Here is a 15367-nt window from a genome sequence, read left to right as displayed (position 1 = left end):
CGATATGGGAGACACGAACATGACCGGCACCGGCGGCGTGGCACCTGAGCGCGTCATCCTCGACGGCGCCACCGTGGTGACCATGGACGGCGCCCGCACCGAACACGCGATCGGGCACGTGGTGATCGAGAACGGCCGGATCGCGGCCGTCGGGGCCGGCCGGGCACCCGTCGAGCTGGACGGCTCGCGCACCGATGTGAGCGGATGTCTCGTCACGCCGGGGCTGGTGAACACCCACCATCACCTGTACCAGTGGGTGACGCGGGGGCTGGCCGTCGACGAGGGCCTGTTCGGCTGGCTGACCACGCTGTACCCGGTCTGGGGCGGCATCGACGAGGATATCGTCGCGGCCGCCGCCGGGGCGGGGCTGGCGTGGCTGGCCCGCACCGGCTGCACCACCTCCACCGACCACCACTACGTGTTCCCGGCCGACGGCGGGGACGTGCTCGGTGCTGAGATCCAGGCGGCGCGGCGGGTCGGTGTGCGCTTCATGCCTACGCGCGGCTCGATGGACCTCGGCAGGCGCGACGGAGGGCTGCCCCCGGACCACGTGGTCGAGGACATCGACACCATCCTGGCGGCCAGCGCCGACGCGATCGACACCCATCACGACCCGGGCCCGGACTCGATGCTCCGCATCGGGTTGGCGCCGTGCTCGCCGTTCTCGGTGACCGGGGACCTGCTGCGGCAGGCCGCGGCGCTGGCGCGGGACAAGGGCGTGCGACTGCACACCCACCTGGCGGAGACCACCGACGAGGAGGAGTTCTGCCGGGAGCGCTTCGGCCGCACACCGGTGGAGTATCTAGAGGCGCTGGACTGGCTCGGCGACGACGTCTGGCTGGCCCACGGCATCCACTTCGACGACACCGCCATCAAGAAGCTGGCCGCAGGAGGGACCGGCGTCGCACACTGCCCGTCGTCCAACGCCCGGCTCGGCGCCGGCATCGCGCGCACCGCGGACCTCCGCACAGCCGGGGTTCCGGTGGGCCTGGGTGTGGACGGCGCGGCCAGCAACGAGGCCGGCTCGCTGATCGAGGAGGCCAGGCACGCCCTGCTGTTCGCCCGCGCCCGCGGGGGTCCGCAGGCACTTGCGGTGCGAGATGCGTTGGAACTGGGCACAATAGGCGGTGCCCGGCTGCTCGGCTGGGACGACCAGATCGGCTCCCTGGAGCCGGGCAAGCAGGCCGACGTCGCGGTCTGGCGGCTCGACGGCCTGGCACACGCCGACATCGCCGACCCGGTCGCCGCGCTGGTGCTGGGCGCCGCACCGCCGCTCGAGCTGCTGATGGTCGGCGGCCGGACAGTGGTCGAACGAGACCACGTGGTCACCGTCGACGAACACGAAATCACCCAATCCGCGGTCCGCGCACACCGCACGCTGCTGGCTCGCGCGAGTACCGTGACCTGCAAGGAAGGAACGGCGCCATGACGACACCCACAGTTATGGTCAACGGTGCACAGCGCCAGGTCATCGATGTCGAGCCACACGTCACCGCGCTCGACTGGCTGCGCGACCAAGGGCTGACCGGCGCCAAGGAAGGCTGTGCCGAGGGCGAGTGCGGAGCCTGCTCGATCATGGTGGCCCGGCCCGACTGCGACGGCCGCACTCGCTGGACCGGGCTGAACGCCTGCCTGGTGCCTGTACTCTCACTGGACGGCCAGGAGCTGGTCACCGCAGAGGGTCTCGGCAAGCCGGGTGCGCTGCATCCGGTGCAGCAGGAGATGGCGCGTCGCGGCGGTTCCCAGTGCGGGTACTGCACGCCCGGCTTCATCTGCTCGATGGCAGCCGAGTACTACCGGCCTGACCGCACCCCCGCCGACCCGAGCAGCAACGGGAAGCAGGCTGCCGACCATGAACACGGTCCGAACGGCTTCGATCTGCACGCGCTGAGTGGAAACCTGTGCCGCTGCACCGGATACCGCCCGATCCGGGATGCGGCCTACGCGTTGGGCGCCCCGCCCGTCGACGACTCTTTCGCCCAGCGCTGCGCCACGCCCGCGCCCGCGGCGCCCGCCACCCGGGTGCGGGTCGGCGACGCGGAATACGTCAGGCCCGCCGACCTGGCCGAGGCGGTCGCACTGCTGGCCGAGCGGCCGGACGCTACCGTGATCGCCGGGTGCACCGACTGGGGCGTCGAAGTCAACCTGCGTGGCTCCCGCGCGCCTTTCGTGGTCGCGGTGGACCGGCTGCCCGAACTGCGCACGTTCAGCGTCGGCCCATCGGAGATCGAACTCGGCGCCGCGCTCACCCTGTCCGAGGCCGAGCGGTGGCTTGCCGGACGGATCCCGCTGCTCGACCAGCTCTGGCCACAGTTCGCATCCCGGCTGATCCGCAACGGCGCCACGCTGGGCGGCAACCTGGGCACAGCCTCCCCCATCGGTGACGCTCCGCCCGCGCTGCTGACCCTGGAGGCCAAGGTTGTCCTGGCCGGGCCCGACGGCGATCGCGAGGTCGCCCTGGCCGACTACTTCACCGGCTACCGGCAGACCGTGAAGGCGAAAGGCGAGCTGATCCGGGCGATCCGCATCCCGATGCCGCCCGCCCCGATGGTCGCCTTCCACAAGATCGCCAAGCGCCGGTTCGACGATATCTCCAGTGTGGCAATCGCATTCGCATTCGACGTCGTCGATGGTGTCGTCCAGCGAGTGAGCATCGGCCTCGGCGGGGTGGCCGCCACGCCGCTGCGGGCCACTGCGACCGAAGACGCGCTGCGCGGTCAACCGTGGACCGCCGACACAGTGCGGCAGGCTGCCGCCGTGCTTGGTCACGAGGGCACCCCGATCGACGACCACAGGGCCAGCGCCGCCTTCCGCGCGGCGATGCTCGAACAGTCGCTGCTCAAATTCCACGCCGAGTCCGCAGTACCAGAGGGGGTCACGTCATGAGTGAACTCAGCACCCGCCCGCCGTCTCCCGTGGTCGGCGTCGAGATGCCACACGAGAGCGCGGACCTGCACGTCACCGGGCTCGCCCTCTACACGGACGACCTGGTCAGCCGCTACCCCGGCACGCTGCACGCCTACCCGGTGCAGGCCCCGCACGCGCATGCCCAGGTGCGGTCGATGGACACCGCGCCCGCGCTGGCCGCGCCCGGGGTGGTGCATGTGCTCACCGCGTCCGACGTGCCAGGTGTGAACGACGCCGGGATCAAGCACGATGAGCCGCTGTTTCCCAGCGAAGTCATGTACTACGGGCACCCGGTGTGCTGGGTGCTCGGCGAGACTCTGGAAGCGGCCCGGATCGGCGCAAGCAAGGTAGCCGTCGAGTACGACCCACTGCCGTCGTTGATCACGATCAAGGAGGCCATCGCCGCGGAGAGCTACCAGGGAGCCCGCCCCACGCTGCTCCGCGGCGATCCGGAGGCAGCCTTCGGAGGCTGCGCGCACGTCTTCGAGGGCGAGTTCGAGTTCGCCGGGCAGGAGCACTTCTACCTGGAGACCCACGCGGCGCTGGCGAGCATCGACGAGAACGGGCAGATCTTCATCCAGTCCTCGACGCAGCACCCCACCGAAACGCAGGACATCGTCTCGCACGTGCTGGGCAAGTCGAACCACGAGGTCACTGTGCAGTGCCTGCGCATGGGCGGCGGCTTCGGTGGCAAGGAGATGCAGCCCCACGGCTACGCGGCCATCGCGGCGCTGGGCGCCGTCATCACCGGGCACCCGGTGCGGGTCCGGTTCAACCGGACCCAGGACATCACCATCTCCGGCAAGCGGCACGGATTCCACGCGCTCTGGAAAGCGGGCTTCGCCGACGACGGCACGATCCAGGCGTTGACCGCGACGCTGACCGCTGACGGCGGCTGGAGCCTCGACCTGTCCGAACCCGTGCAGGGCCGGGCGCTCTGCCACATCGACAACGCCTACTGGATCCCGAACATCGAGGTGCATGGCCGGATCTCGAAGACCAACAAGACTTCGCAGACCGCGTTCCGCGGGTTCGGCGGGCCGCAGGGCATGCTCGTGATCGAGAACATCCTGGGCCAGGTTGCGCCCGCTCTCGGCCTGAGCGCCCGCGAGCTGCGCCGGCGCAACTTCTACACCGCCGGGCAGACCACGCCCTACGGCCAGGAGGTGCGCCACCCGGAACGCATCGTGCGGGCTTGGGCCCAGGTGCTGGAGAGCGGCGACGTGGATCGGCGCCTGGTCGAGATCGAGGCGTTCAACGCCACCCACGAGCACACAAAGCGGGCGCTGGCCATGACGCCGGTGAAGTTCGGCATCTCGTTCAACCTGACCGCGTTCAACCAGGCCGGCGCGTTGGTGCACGTTTACAAGGACGGTTCGGTGCTGATCAACCATGGCGGCACCGAGATGGGCCAGGGCCTGCACACCAAGATGCTGCAGGTCGCAGCAACCGCACTCGGAGTGCCGCTGTCGTCCGTGCGGCTGGCGCCGACCCGCACCGACAAGGTGCCCAACACGTCGGCCACCGCGGCCAGCTCGGGCGCCGACCTCAACGGCGGCGCGGTGAAGAACGCCTGCGAGCAGATCAAGGACAGGCTGGCCGAGGTGGCCGCTGAAGAACTCGGGGTGCATCCGGCCGACGTCCGGTTCACCGACGGCAAGGTGACCGGGCTGGGCGCACCCCGCGAGCTGGTATTCACCGAGCTGGTCAACCTCGCCTACCACCAGCGGGTGCAGCTGTGGGCGGCCGGTTTCTACCGCACCGCGGGGCTGCACTGGGATGCCAAGCGCATGCAGGGATCGCCGTTCAAGTACTTCGCCTACGGGGTGGCGGCCAGCGAGGTGGAGGTCGACGGCTTCACCGGCGCCTATCGGCTGCGCCGGGTGGACATCGTGCACGACGTCGGCGACAGCCTGTCCCCGCTGGTCGACCGAGGCCAGGTGGAGGGTGGGTTCGTGCAGGGCGCCGGGTGGCTGACCCTGGAGGACCTGCGCTGGGATACCGGGGACGGGCCGTCCCGAGGCCGGCTGGCCACGCAGGCCGCCAGCACCTACAAGCTGCCCAGCTTCTCCGAGATGCCCGAGACGTTCAACGTGACGCTGCTGGAGAAGGCGCACGAGGACGGCGCGGTGTACGGGTCGAAGGCGGTCGGCGAACCGCCCCTGATGTTGGCCTTCAGCGTGCGGGAGGCGCTACGCGAGGCGGTCGCCGCGTTCGGACCGACCGGGCATTGCGTCGACCTCGGCTGCCCGTCGACCCCTGAGCAGGTGTTCTGGGCGATCGAACGCGCTCGCTCCACCGATGCTCCCCTGCGGCCCACCGAGGCGCCCGCCGTCGAGATCGCCGGAGGCACCTGACATGCACTGGCTGGACGTGACGGCGCGGCTTCGCGCGCAGCGGGTGCCTGCCGTGCTGGTGACTTTGTTGGCCGTGCGCGGTCACGCGCCTCGGGAGGCCGGGGCGAAGATGGTGGTGTCCGCGGACAACTGCTGGGGCAGTATCGGCGGTGGCAACCTGGAGGAGTCGGCCCTGGTCGCGGCGCGCGATCTGCTGGCCAGCGGCACCCGGGAGCTGGAGACCCGCACCTGGGGCCTCACCGAGCGGGCCCCGGCCCGCCACGGCGTCCAGTGCTGCGGCGGCGAGGTGAGCGTGCTCTTCGAGCCGCTGCCCGCAGTGCCCGCGGTGGCGATCTTCGGGATGGGCCATGTCGGCAGCGAGCTGGCCCGGATCCTGGCCCGCCATGACATCGAGTTGCACCTGGTCGACTCGCGGGCGCGGCACGTCGAGCCGGAGCGGCTGGCGCCGCTCCTCGCCGACGCCGAGGCCAGCGTGCACACCCACCACGCGGTGGTGCCGGAGTTGGTGCTCGGCGAGCTGCCGGCCGGCTGCCATGTGCTGTTGATGACTCACGACCATGCCGAGGACGCTGCGCTGTGCGATGCAGCGCTGCGCTGCGGGCACCTGGGCTCGATCGGCCTGATCGGGTCTTCGGCGAAGTGGCGCCGGTTCGCCAAACGGCTGGCCGAGGAGGGGCACGACGAGGCCACGGCGGCCCGCATCACAACCCCGATCGGGCTGCGCGGCATCACCGGTAAGGAGCCGGCGACCATCGCGGTGAGTGTGGCGGCCGATCTGGTGTTGCGGTTTCAGTGCGAACGGCCGGCCGGCATCGACGCGGCGGAGGCGACCAGGTGATGATCTATCGCGGGACGGTGCTGGACACTCCGGAGTCACCGTTCGCCGGCGGCGAGTTGCGCGCCGAATCCGACGCCGGGATCGCGGTGTCCGACGGCGTGATCACCGACCGGGGCCCGTTCGATCGCGTGCGCGCTGCCCACCCGGATACCGAGGTCGTGGACCTGACCGGCGGCCTGGTGCTGCCCGGATTGGTGGACACCCACGTCCACTTCCCCCAGGTCCGGGTGATCGGTGGGTTGGGCATGCCGTTGCTGGACTGGCTGGACCGCTGCGCGCTGCCGGAAGAGGCCAGGATGGCAGGCTCCGACTACGCGCGCGCGGTGGCGGCCGACTTCATCGACGGGCTGATCCGGGCCGGCACCACGACCGCGCTCGTGTTCGGCGCGCATTTCGCATCGGCGGTGGATTGCCTGTTCGAGCGGGCGGCGGCAGGCGGAGTGCGGGTCAGCTCCGGGTTGGTGGTCAGCGACCGGCTGCTGCGCCCGGAGCTGCTGACCACCCCGGAGCAGGCGTACGCGGACGGGTTGACGCTGGCCGGCCGCTGGCATCGCAAGGATCGGCTGCGCTACGCCGTGACGCCCAGGTTCTCTCTGTCGGCCAGTGGTGCGATGTTGGAATCCTGCGCGGCGCTGCTGCAGGACGTGGACGGCGTGCTGTTCACCTCGCACGTCAACGAGAACACCGCGGAAGTCGAAACCGTGCGAGGGCTGTTTCCCGAGTGCGACTCCTACGTGGACACCTACGGTCGTCACGGGTTGCTCGGGCGGCGCAGCGTCCTGGCGCACAACGTGCACCCGGTCGACGCCGAGCTCGACGTACTTGCGGCGGCCGGCGCGAGTGTGGCGCACTGCCCATCGTCGAACAGTGCGCTGGGCAGCGGGTTGTTCCCGCTGCGCCGTCACATCGAGCACGGGGTGCGGGTGGCGCTTGGCACCGACGTGGGTGCCGGGACCGGCTTCTCACTGCTGCGTGAGGGCTTACAGTCCTACTTCATGCAGGCCCTGCTCGGGGTCGACGGCCTGCCGCTGACCGCGGCGCACATGCTGTACCTGGCCACCGCGGCCGGCGCAGCCGCGCTGGAAATGGACGGTGTGATCGGAGACCTGTCCGTGGGCAAACAGTTCGACGCGGTGTGGGTGTGCCCGCAACCGGGCAGCACCCTGGACGTCGTTCTCGAGCACGCAGCGGATCCTGGTGACGCTCTGGCCAAGGTGTTCGCCCTGTCCGGGGTCACCGACGTGCGGGGGGTTTGGGTCGGCGGCGATCAGCTCCGAAGCGCTGCCACAGGACCTACCCGTTCAGTTTGGTCCGTAGCCGGCGGTTGACGGGTTCGGGCAGCAGCGCCGAGACATCGCCGCCGAGCGTGGCAACCTCCTTGGCCAGCGACGACGACACGAACGAGTACTTCGGGGTGGTGGCGACGAAGAATGTGTCGACGCCCGCCACATGCTTGTTCATCTGCGCCATCTGCAGCTCGTACTCGAAGTCGGTGCCCGTTCGCAGTCCTTTGACGATGGCCGTCAGCCCCCGCGATTTGACGAAGTCCACCACGAGCCCCTGCCCCGACTCGACTCGCAGGTTCGGGAGGTGCTCGGTCGATTCGACGATCATCGCGATGCGCTCGTCGAGGTCGAACATCCCTTTTTTGTTGGGGTTCACCAGAACTGCGACGACGACCTCATCGAACTGCGCGGCGGCCCGTTCGAAGATGTCGATGTGGCCGAGGGTGACGGGGTCGAAGGATCCTGGGCATACGGCGCCACTCATGAGTCAGCACGCTACGCGAGTTCGGCGAACTCCACGCGGGTGTCCCCGTAGCGACGCTCACGCCACGGCTCCCAGTCCTCAGGCCAGCGCACCGACGGCCCCGACGCCGCCCGTTCGATGACCATGACCGTGCCCGGCCGCACCCAGCCGCCGGCGGCCAACCCGCTGACCAGCGCCTCGACGTCGGCGACAGCGACCTCATAGGGCGGATCGGCGAACACCAGGTCGACCGGACGCGCCGCGGCGCCCGCGACCACGGTGGCCACCGGCGCGCACCGCACGGTCGCCCCGCTCGCGCCGAGCGCGGCGATGTTGTCGGCGATGACGGCGGCAGCCCGCCGATCGGACTCCACGAACAGCGCCGACGCCGCACCACGCGAAATCGCTTCCAGCCCAAGGGCACCCGAGCCCGCATACAGATCGAGCACGGCGACACCATCGAGGTCGAGACGCGCGGTCAGCACGTTGAACAGCGACTCGCGCACACGGTCCGTGGTCGGCCGGGTGCCGCGGGCGGGCACCGCGATACGGCGCCCGCCATAGCTGCCGGAGACGATGCGGGTCAGTCTGATCCTCCGGTCGCTTCGCTCCTACCCGCCGAACCGATCACCACCAGCAGGTCCCCACCTTCCACCTGACCGGTGGGTGCGACGGCCACGCGAGATACGGTGCCGCCCTTGGGTGCGGTGATCGCGGCCTCCATCTTCATGGCCTCGATCGTGGCGATGGTGGCACCGGCCTCGACGGCATCACCGACCTTGACACTGACGGTCACTACACCGGCGAACGGGGCCGCGACATGGTCGGGGTTGGTGCGATCGGCCTTCTCGGCGGCCGGGACGTCGCTGGCGATGCTGCGGTCGCGCACCAGCACCGGACGCAGTTGGCCGTTGAGAATGCACAGGACCGTGCGCATTCCGCGCTCGTCGGCATCGGAGATCGCCTCAAGCCCGATCAGCAGCTGGACACCCTTCTCCAGCTCGACCCGGTGCTCCTCGCCTTGGCGCAACCCGTAGAAGAACTGGTTGGCGCTCAATTGCGAAGTGTCCCCGTACTCTTCGCGGTGCGCCTCGAATTCCTTTGTGGGCCCGGGGAACAGCAAACGGTTCAGGGCGGCCTGGCGTTTCGGGCCGGGCGTGGCCAGCAGCGCCTCGTCCTCAGCCGACAGCGGCTGCTCGGGCTTGGCCGGACCCCGCCCCGCCAAAGCCTTGGTGCGCAACGGTTCCGGCCACCCGCCCGCCGGGTCACCGAGTTCGCCACGCAGGAAACCGATGACACTGTCGGGGATGTCGTAGCGGGCCGGGTCGGCGGCGAATTCGTCGGCCGTCACGCCTGCGCCGACCAGGGCCAGCGCCAGGTCGCCGACGACCTTGCTCGACGGCGTCACCTTGATCAGCCGGCCCAGCACCCGGTCGGCACCGGCGTAGGCGTTCTCGACATCCTCGAACCGGTCGCCCAATCCCAACGCGATGGCCTGCTGCCGCAGATTGCTCAGCTGCCCACCCGGGATCTCGTGGTGATACACCCGCCCGGTCGGGCCCGGCAGTCCGGACTCGAACGGCGCGTACACCTTTCGCAGCGCCTCCCAGTACGGCTCCAGGTCGCACACCGCCCGCAGGGACAGCCCGGTGTCGTACGGGGTGTGCGCGGACGCCGCCACAATCGCCGACAGCGCCGGCTGAGACGTCGTCCCGGCCAGCGGAGCGGCCGCGCCGTCCACGGCCGACGCGCCGGCCTGCCAGGCGGCCAGATACGTCGCCAGCTGTCCGCCCGGGGTGTCATGGGTGTGCACATGCACCGGCAGATCGAACCGGGACCGCAACGCCGACACCAACGCCGCCGCGGCCTGCGGACGCAGCAGCCCGGCCATGTCTTTGATCGCCAGCACGTGGGCGCCGGCAGCGACGATCTCCTCGGCCAGCTTCAGGTAGTAATCCAGGGTGTAGAGCTGCTCCCCCGGGTCACTGAGGTCACCCGTGTAGGACATCGCGACTTCGGCGATGGCCGTTCCGGTTTCGCGTACCGCATCGATCGCCGGCCGCATCGACTCCACGTTGTTGAGTGCGTCGAAGATCCGGAAGATGTCGATCCCGGTTGCCGTCGCCTCTTCGACGAACGCCGAGGTGACGAGCTCCGGATACGGGGTGTAGCCGACCGTGTTACGGCCGCGCAGCAGCATCTGCAGGCAGATGTTCGGCACCGCTTCGCGTAGTGCGGCCAGCCGCTCCCACGGATCTTCCTTCAAGAAGCGAAGCGCCACATCGTAAGTCGCGCCGCCCCAGCACTCGATCGAGAGCAGCTGCGGCATGGACCGAGCCACGTACGGCGCAACCTTGAGCAGACCCGTGCTGCGCAACCGGGTGGCCAGCAGTGACTGGTGCGCGTCGCGGAACGTCGTATCCGTCACGCCCAGCGCCGGGCTGTCGCGCATCCACCGCGCGAACCCCTCGGGTCCCAGCTCGACCAGCCGCTGCTTGGAACCGGCCGGCGGTGCCACCGAGAGGTCCACGGCAGGCAACTTGTCCTGCGGGTACACGGTCGACGGACGCTGGCCGTGCGGTTTGTTGACCGTCACGTCGGCGAGGTAGTTGAGGATCTTGGTGCCGCGGTCGGCCGGGGTGTGCGAGGTCAGCAGCTGGGGTCGCTCATCGATGAACGACGTGTTGATGCGACCCGCCCGGAAATCGGGGTCGTCGAGCACAGCCATGAGGAAGGGAATGTTGGTCGACACACCGCGGATCCGGAACTCCGCCAAGGCACGCCGCGCTCGCACCACCGCCGTCGCGAAATCCCGGCCGCGACAGGTCAGCTTGACCAACATCGAGTCGAAATGGGCGCCGATCTCCGCGCCGGTGTGGGTACCACCGTCCAGCCGGATACCGGCACCACCCGGAGAACGGTAGGCCGTGATCCGCCCGGTGTCGGGGCGGAAACCGTTGGCCGGATCCTCGGTGGTGATCCGGCACTGCAGCGCCGCACCGCGGATCTTCACCGAATCCTGGCTCAACCCAAGGTCTTCCAGCGATTCTCCGGACGCGATGCGCAACTGGGAGGACACCAGGTCCACATCGGTGATCTCCTCGGTCACCGTGTGTTCCACCTGGATGCGCGGATTGCACTCGATGAACACGTGATGCCCACGCTCGTCGAGCAGGAACTCGATGGTGCCCGCGCACGAGTAGTTGATCTGTCGAGCCAGCGCCACCGCGTCGGCACAGATCCGCTCACGCAGCTCGGGATCCAGATTCGGCGCGGGCGCCAGCTCGATCACCTTCTGGTGGCGCCGCTGCACACTGCAGTCGCGTTCGAACAGATGAATCACGTCGCCCTGGGTGTCGGCCAGGATCTGCACCTCGATGTGGCGGGGGTTGATCACCGCCTGCTCCAGGTAGACCATCGGATCGCCGAACGCCGATTCGGCCTCACGGCTGGCCGCCTCGATGGCCTCGGGCAGTGCTGCGGGATCGGTCACCCGGCGCATGCCGCGGCCGCCACCACCGGAGACCGCCTTGACGAACAACGGGAACTGCATCCCGGCGGCCACGGCGACGAGCTCGTCCACCGACGCCGAAGGCTCCGAGGACGCCAGCACCGGCAGACCCGCCGCGCGCGCCGCGGCGATCGCGCGCGCCTTGTTACCGGTGAGCTCCAACACCTCGGCCGACGGGCCGACGAACGTGATACCTGCCTCGACGCACGCCGAGGCCAGCTCGGGGTTCTCCGAGAGGAATCCATATCCCGGGTAGATCGCGTCAGCCCCGGCATGGCGGGCCACCCGGATGATCTCTTCCACAGACAGGTATGCCCGCACCGGATGGCCGGCCTCACCGATCTGATACGACTCGTCGGCCTTGAGGCGGTGCAACGAATTGCGGTCCTCATACGGGTAGACCGCCACGGTCGCGATGTTCATCTCGGTCGCCGCACGGAACGCGCGGATGGCGATCTCGCCACGGTTGGCGACCAGCAGTTTGGAAATCACGCGGGTAACCCTAGCCGCAGCACTGTGACGCGGTGTTACATCGGCTGTGTTACAGCAGCGTCGACCAGTAGTTCCAGAACCTCGCCAAGATCAAAAGGATCAGCGCGGTGAACCACAGCGCCACCAGCGACCATCGCCACTGGTGGACGACCCGCAGCACCGCGTTGCCGTGCAGCGGTTCCAGGGCGATCGAGGAGACCACCACCAGCAGCGGAATGGTGACCGCCCAGACCCCCATGCAGTACGGGCAGAGCGCGCCGATGCGGTAGAGGCTCTGGAAGATCAGCCAATGCACGAACACCGCCCCGAGCAGCGTGCCGACCGCCAGACCCGCCCAGTACCAGCGCGGCAGGCGCACATTCGCGACCGCGAGGACACCGGTGACGATGACGACGGTGAACGCGACGATGCCGATCAACGGGTTGGGGAAGCCGAACGCCGACGCCTGGGGCGTGACCATCACGGAGCCGCACGACAGCACCGGGTTGATGCTGCAGGACGGGACGTACTTGGGGTTGATCAGTATTTCGATCTTCTCGTACGTCAGCGTCAACGCGGCGGCCAAGCCGACCACCCCGGCGATCAGCACCCACACGGCGCTGGCCTTGGCGACCTCGACGCCGGGCTGCTCGACGGACTGCGCGGCTTCTGCCTGCGACTCCGTGGTCACGGTCACGAACCTGGCTTGGCCGGGGCCGGCGACACCGCCGGAGCCGGTTGCTGCGGCGCGGCCGGAGCGTTACCTGCGGGAGCACCCGCGGCGGGGGCAGCCGGAGCGCCGGCGGCGGGGGCCTGCGGCGTGACGGCGCTCAGTCCGGGCACGTCACCCACGATCTCCTTGACCTTGGCGACCATCGCGTCCGGTGTGCTGGGCTGGTAGTCCTCGCCGTTGATGCGGATGGTGGGCGTGGAGTTGATGCCCGCTGCGGCAGCCATTCCCTTGACCATGTCGACGTACGTGCCCTTGGTGATGCAGTCGGGCGCCTTGCCGGCGGCCCCGGCCTGGCGGGCGAGTTCGATGAGCCGGGCGTTGTCCGGGTAGATACCGCCGCCTTCTTGGGGCTGCAACTCCTTGGTGTAGAGCGCTGTGTGGAAGCGACGGAACGCCTCGATGGACTCGTCGGCGACGCAGTAGGCGGCGGCACCGGCGCGCGACGAGTACCCGTCGCCGGACCGGTCGAGGATGGCCACCATGTGGTAGTCGGCGGCCACTGCGCCCGAGTCGATCATCTTGCTGATGGTCGGGCCGAAGGCGCGCTCGAAGTTACCGCAGGCTGGGCACAGGAAGTCCTCGTAGAACGACAGCACCACCTTGGGGTCGCTGGTTCCCTCTTTGGTCACCACGTTGCTCGCCGCCACCCGGACGGCCTTGGCCTCACCGGAAGCCGGCTTCTTGTTGCCGGTCATGACGATGTAGAGCACCAGCGCCGCGGCGAATATCACCACGACAGCGGTCAGGCCGATCTGGATCAGCAGGTTGCGTTTGCGATCCGCTGCCTTCAGGTCGTACTTAGCGGTCTTCTTCGGTTTGGCCACGGCGCCAAGCGTACCGGCGGTTCAGGTGTGGACCTCAAGCGTGGCTGAGATGTGCCCGCAGGGCAGAGATCATCGCGGTGGTCGCGGTGGCGCTGCCGCCACCCAGCGGGAAGAAGTTGCCGAAGCCGTGGATCAGGGAGCGTTCCACGCGAAGATCGACCAACACTCCGGCCTCTTTCAGGCCCGCCGCATACCGGTTGCCCTCGTCGCGCAGCGGATCGAAACCCGCGGTGAACACCAGGGCGGGCGGCAGTCCGGAGAGGTCTTCGGTGAGCAGAGGCGAAACGATCGGATCCTCGGGACTGACGTCGGATCCGCCCAGATAGTGGTCGAAGCACCAGTCGATATCGCGTTTGGTCAGGAAGAACCCGTCGGCGAACAACGTGCGCGAGCGCGTCTGGCTGGAGAAATCCGTGACCGGGTAGAGCAGAAGTTGCAGGTCGGGCAGGGGCAGGCCGTCTACGCGGGCCCGCTGGCTGACGACGGCCGCCAGGTTGCCGCCGGCACTGTCCCCGCCGACGACGATGCGCGTGGCGCCCAGGCCCGGGGCGTGCTGCAATGCCCACTGATACGCCGCATAGGCGTCCTCGGCGGCGGCCGGGGCCTTGTGTTCGGGAGCCAGCCGATAGTCCACCGACAGCACCTGGATTCCGCCGTCACGGCAGATCAGCCGGCACAGGCTGTCGTGCGTGTCCAGGTCGCCGAGCACGAATCCACCGCCGTGAAAGAACACCAGCAGCGCCGATGTCGGAGCTGGGCCCGAACCGTCCGGCACGTAGTGCCGCGCCGGAATCGGTCCGGCCGGCCCCGGAATGGACATCTCGGAGACGTCGGCCCGGATCGGCGGGCTCAACAGGGCTGCCTGTGCCCGCAACTGAGCACGCGACGATGCCACGCCGCCGTCGGGCCGGAAATCGCCGACCAGGCCACCCAGTCCGGCGGCGCGCTGCGCCAACAGCATCATCTGCAGCGTGGAGTCCAAGGTGTTGCCGTCGAGTTCCACCGGGTGGCTGCCGAGCAACAGCCGTTTGCTCCGTTCGGGGATCCGCGGCAACGCGGCGAACGTGAGCTTGGTCGCCCGGTGGAGCAGGACCTGCTTGGCAGTGCCCCGACCTGGCAGACTTTCACTCATGGCAGCTCCCTCTGTGAACCCACGCGTCGCACTCAACGACGGTAATTCCATACCCCAGGTCGGCCTGGGTGTCTGGCAGACCCCTCCGGACGAGACCGAACGCGCGGTCACCGCTGCACTGCAGTCCGGCTACCGCCATATCGATACTGCCGCTGCCTACCAGAACGAGGTCGAGACGGGTAGGGCGCTGGCTTCCGCGGGAGTGCCACGCGATGAGGTGTTCCTGGTCACCAAACTGTGGAACAGCGATCAGGGCTACGACGCCACCCTGGCCGCCTTCGAGGCTAGCCTGGAGCGGCTCGGCGTGGATTACCTGGACCTTTACCTGATCCACTGGCCGGTGCCCGCCAAGAATGCCTACGTCGACACCTTCAAGGCGTTCGCCCATCTGCGGGATCAGGGCCGCATCCGGTCGATCGGCGTCAGCAATTTCGAACCGGAGCACCTGAAGATGCTGATCGACTCCACCGGCATCGTGCCCGCGGTCAACCAGATCGAACTGCACCCGTTGCTGCCGCAGCGCGAGCTCCGTGAGGTTCATGCCCAGCTCGGGATCGCCACCGAGGCGTGGAGCCCGCTGGGCCAAGGCTCGCTGCTAGCCGATCCCGTCATCACCGAGATTGCCACCGCACATGGGAAAACACCGGCCCAGGTGCTTATCCGATGGCATATCCAGCTGGGTAATATCGTCATCCCCAAGTCGGTGAACCCCGAACGGATTGCGAGCAATTTCGACGTGTTTGATTTCGAGCTCAGCGAGCAGGACATCGCGTCCATCGCGTCGCTCGAAAACGGCACCCGGTTGGGCCCCGATCCTCGAACCTTCAATTTCACAGGGTAGGTGA

The 15367-nt window shown here is 68.8% G+C and carries 12 protein-coding genes; 6 read left to right on the top strand and 6 right to left on the bottom strand.

All coding sequences use genetic code 11. From position 1 onward, the window contains the following. The first annotated feature begins 19 nt into the window (after positions 1-19). The 5 genes from A5784_RS06985 to A5784_RS06965 are packed head-to-tail and all read left to right on the top strand — an operon-like array spanning position 20 to position 7430. Positions 20-1429: an 8-oxoguanine deaminase gene (locus A5784_RS06985; RefSeq protein WP_064943892.1), complete on the top strand. Its 1410-nt coding sequence runs from the start codon at positions 20-22 to the stop codon at positions 1427-1429. Next, positions 1426-2886 carry a xanthine dehydrogenase small subunit gene (locus A5784_RS06980; RefSeq protein ID WP_064943661.1) on the top strand — a complete coding sequence of 487 codons (1461 nt, stop codon included), beginning with the start codon at positions 1426-1428 and terminating at the stop codon, positions 2884-2886. Before A5784_RS06985 ends, A5784_RS06980 begins: the two co-directional genes overlap by 4 nt. Next, the gene (xdhB, locus tag A5784_RS06975) at positions 2883-5264 is read left to right on the top strand and encodes a xanthine dehydrogenase molybdopterin binding subunit (protein WP_064943659.1); all 2382 of its coding nucleotides are present in this window, start codon (positions 2883-2885) and stop codon (positions 5262-5264) included. The genes A5784_RS06980 and xdhB overlap by 4 nt, the downstream gene beginning before the upstream one ends. Position 5265: 1 nt before the next feature. Beyond that, entirely contained in the window at positions 5266-6102 is an 837-nt protein-coding gene (xdhC, locus tag A5784_RS06970; protein WP_064943657.1) for a xanthine dehydrogenase accessory protein XdhC, read from the top strand. After that, a complete protein-coding gene (locus A5784_RS06965; RefSeq protein WP_232005971.1) occupies positions 6102-7430 on the top strand; it encodes a guanine deaminase in 1329 nt (442 codons plus the stop codon). Before xdhC ends, A5784_RS06965 begins: the two co-directional genes overlap by 1 nt. Here the strand turns inward: A5784_RS06965 and coaD are convergent. From coaD to A5784_RS06935, 6 genes are read right to left on the bottom strand one after another with little or no spacing between them, the layout of a single operon-like run. Continuing rightward, the gene (gene coaD / locus A5784_RS06960; protein ID WP_064943655.1) at positions 7396-7872 is read right to left on the bottom strand and encodes a pantetheine-phosphate adenylyltransferase; all 477 of its coding nucleotides are present in this window, start codon (positions 7870-7872) and stop codon (positions 7396-7398) included. The two genes, A5784_RS06965 and coaD, sit on opposite strands and share 35 nt — an antisense overlap. A gap of 11 nt (positions 7873-7883) precedes the next feature. Next, a complete protein-coding gene (gene rsmD, locus A5784_RS06955; protein ID WP_082944700.1) occupies positions 7884-8438 on the bottom strand; it encodes a 16S rRNA (guanine(966)-N(2))-methyltransferase RsmD in 555 nt (184 codons plus the stop codon). Beyond that, positions 8435-11854 carry a pyruvate carboxylase gene (locus tag A5784_RS06950; RefSeq protein WP_064943651.1) on the bottom strand — a complete coding sequence of 1140 codons (3420 nt, stop codon included), beginning with the start codon at positions 11852-11854 and terminating at the stop codon, positions 8435-8437. Before A5784_RS06950 ends, rsmD begins: the two co-directional genes overlap by 4 nt. A gap of 49 nt (positions 11855-11903) precedes the next feature. Then, on the bottom strand, positions 11904-12530 hold the full coding sequence (locus A5784_RS06945) for a vitamin K epoxide reductase family protein (RefSeq protein ID WP_064943649.1): 627 nt from the start codon (positions 12528-12530) through the stop codon (positions 11904-11906). Beyond that, on the bottom strand, positions 12527-13390 hold the full coding sequence (locus tag A5784_RS06940; RefSeq protein WP_064943647.1) for a DsbA family protein: 864 nt from the start codon (positions 13388-13390) through the stop codon (positions 12527-12529). The genes A5784_RS06945 and A5784_RS06940 overlap by 4 nt, the downstream gene beginning before the upstream one ends. 34 nt (positions 13391-13424) lie before the next feature. Further along, a complete protein-coding gene (locus A5784_RS06935) occupies positions 13425-14522 on the bottom strand; it encodes an alpha/beta hydrolase (protein ID WP_064943645.1) in 1098 nt (365 codons plus the stop codon). Positions 14523-14535: 13 nt separating this feature from the next. Between A5784_RS06935 and A5784_RS06930 the strand changes: the two genes are divergently transcribed. Continuing rightward, positions 14536-15363 carry an aldo/keto reductase gene (locus A5784_RS06930; RefSeq protein ID WP_064943643.1) on the top strand — a complete coding sequence of 276 codons (828 nt, stop codon included), beginning with the start codon at positions 14536-14538 and terminating at the stop codon, positions 15361-15363. The last annotated feature ends 4 nt before the right edge of the window (positions 15364-15367 follow it).

The sequence above is a fragment of the Mycobacterium sp. 852013-50091_SCH5140682 genome, from assembly GCF_001665685.1.
GTDB lineage: Bacteria > Actinomycetota > Actinomycetes > Mycobacteriales > Mycobacteriaceae > Mycobacterium.
This window is presented reverse-complemented; position numbering and strand designations above follow the sequence as displayed.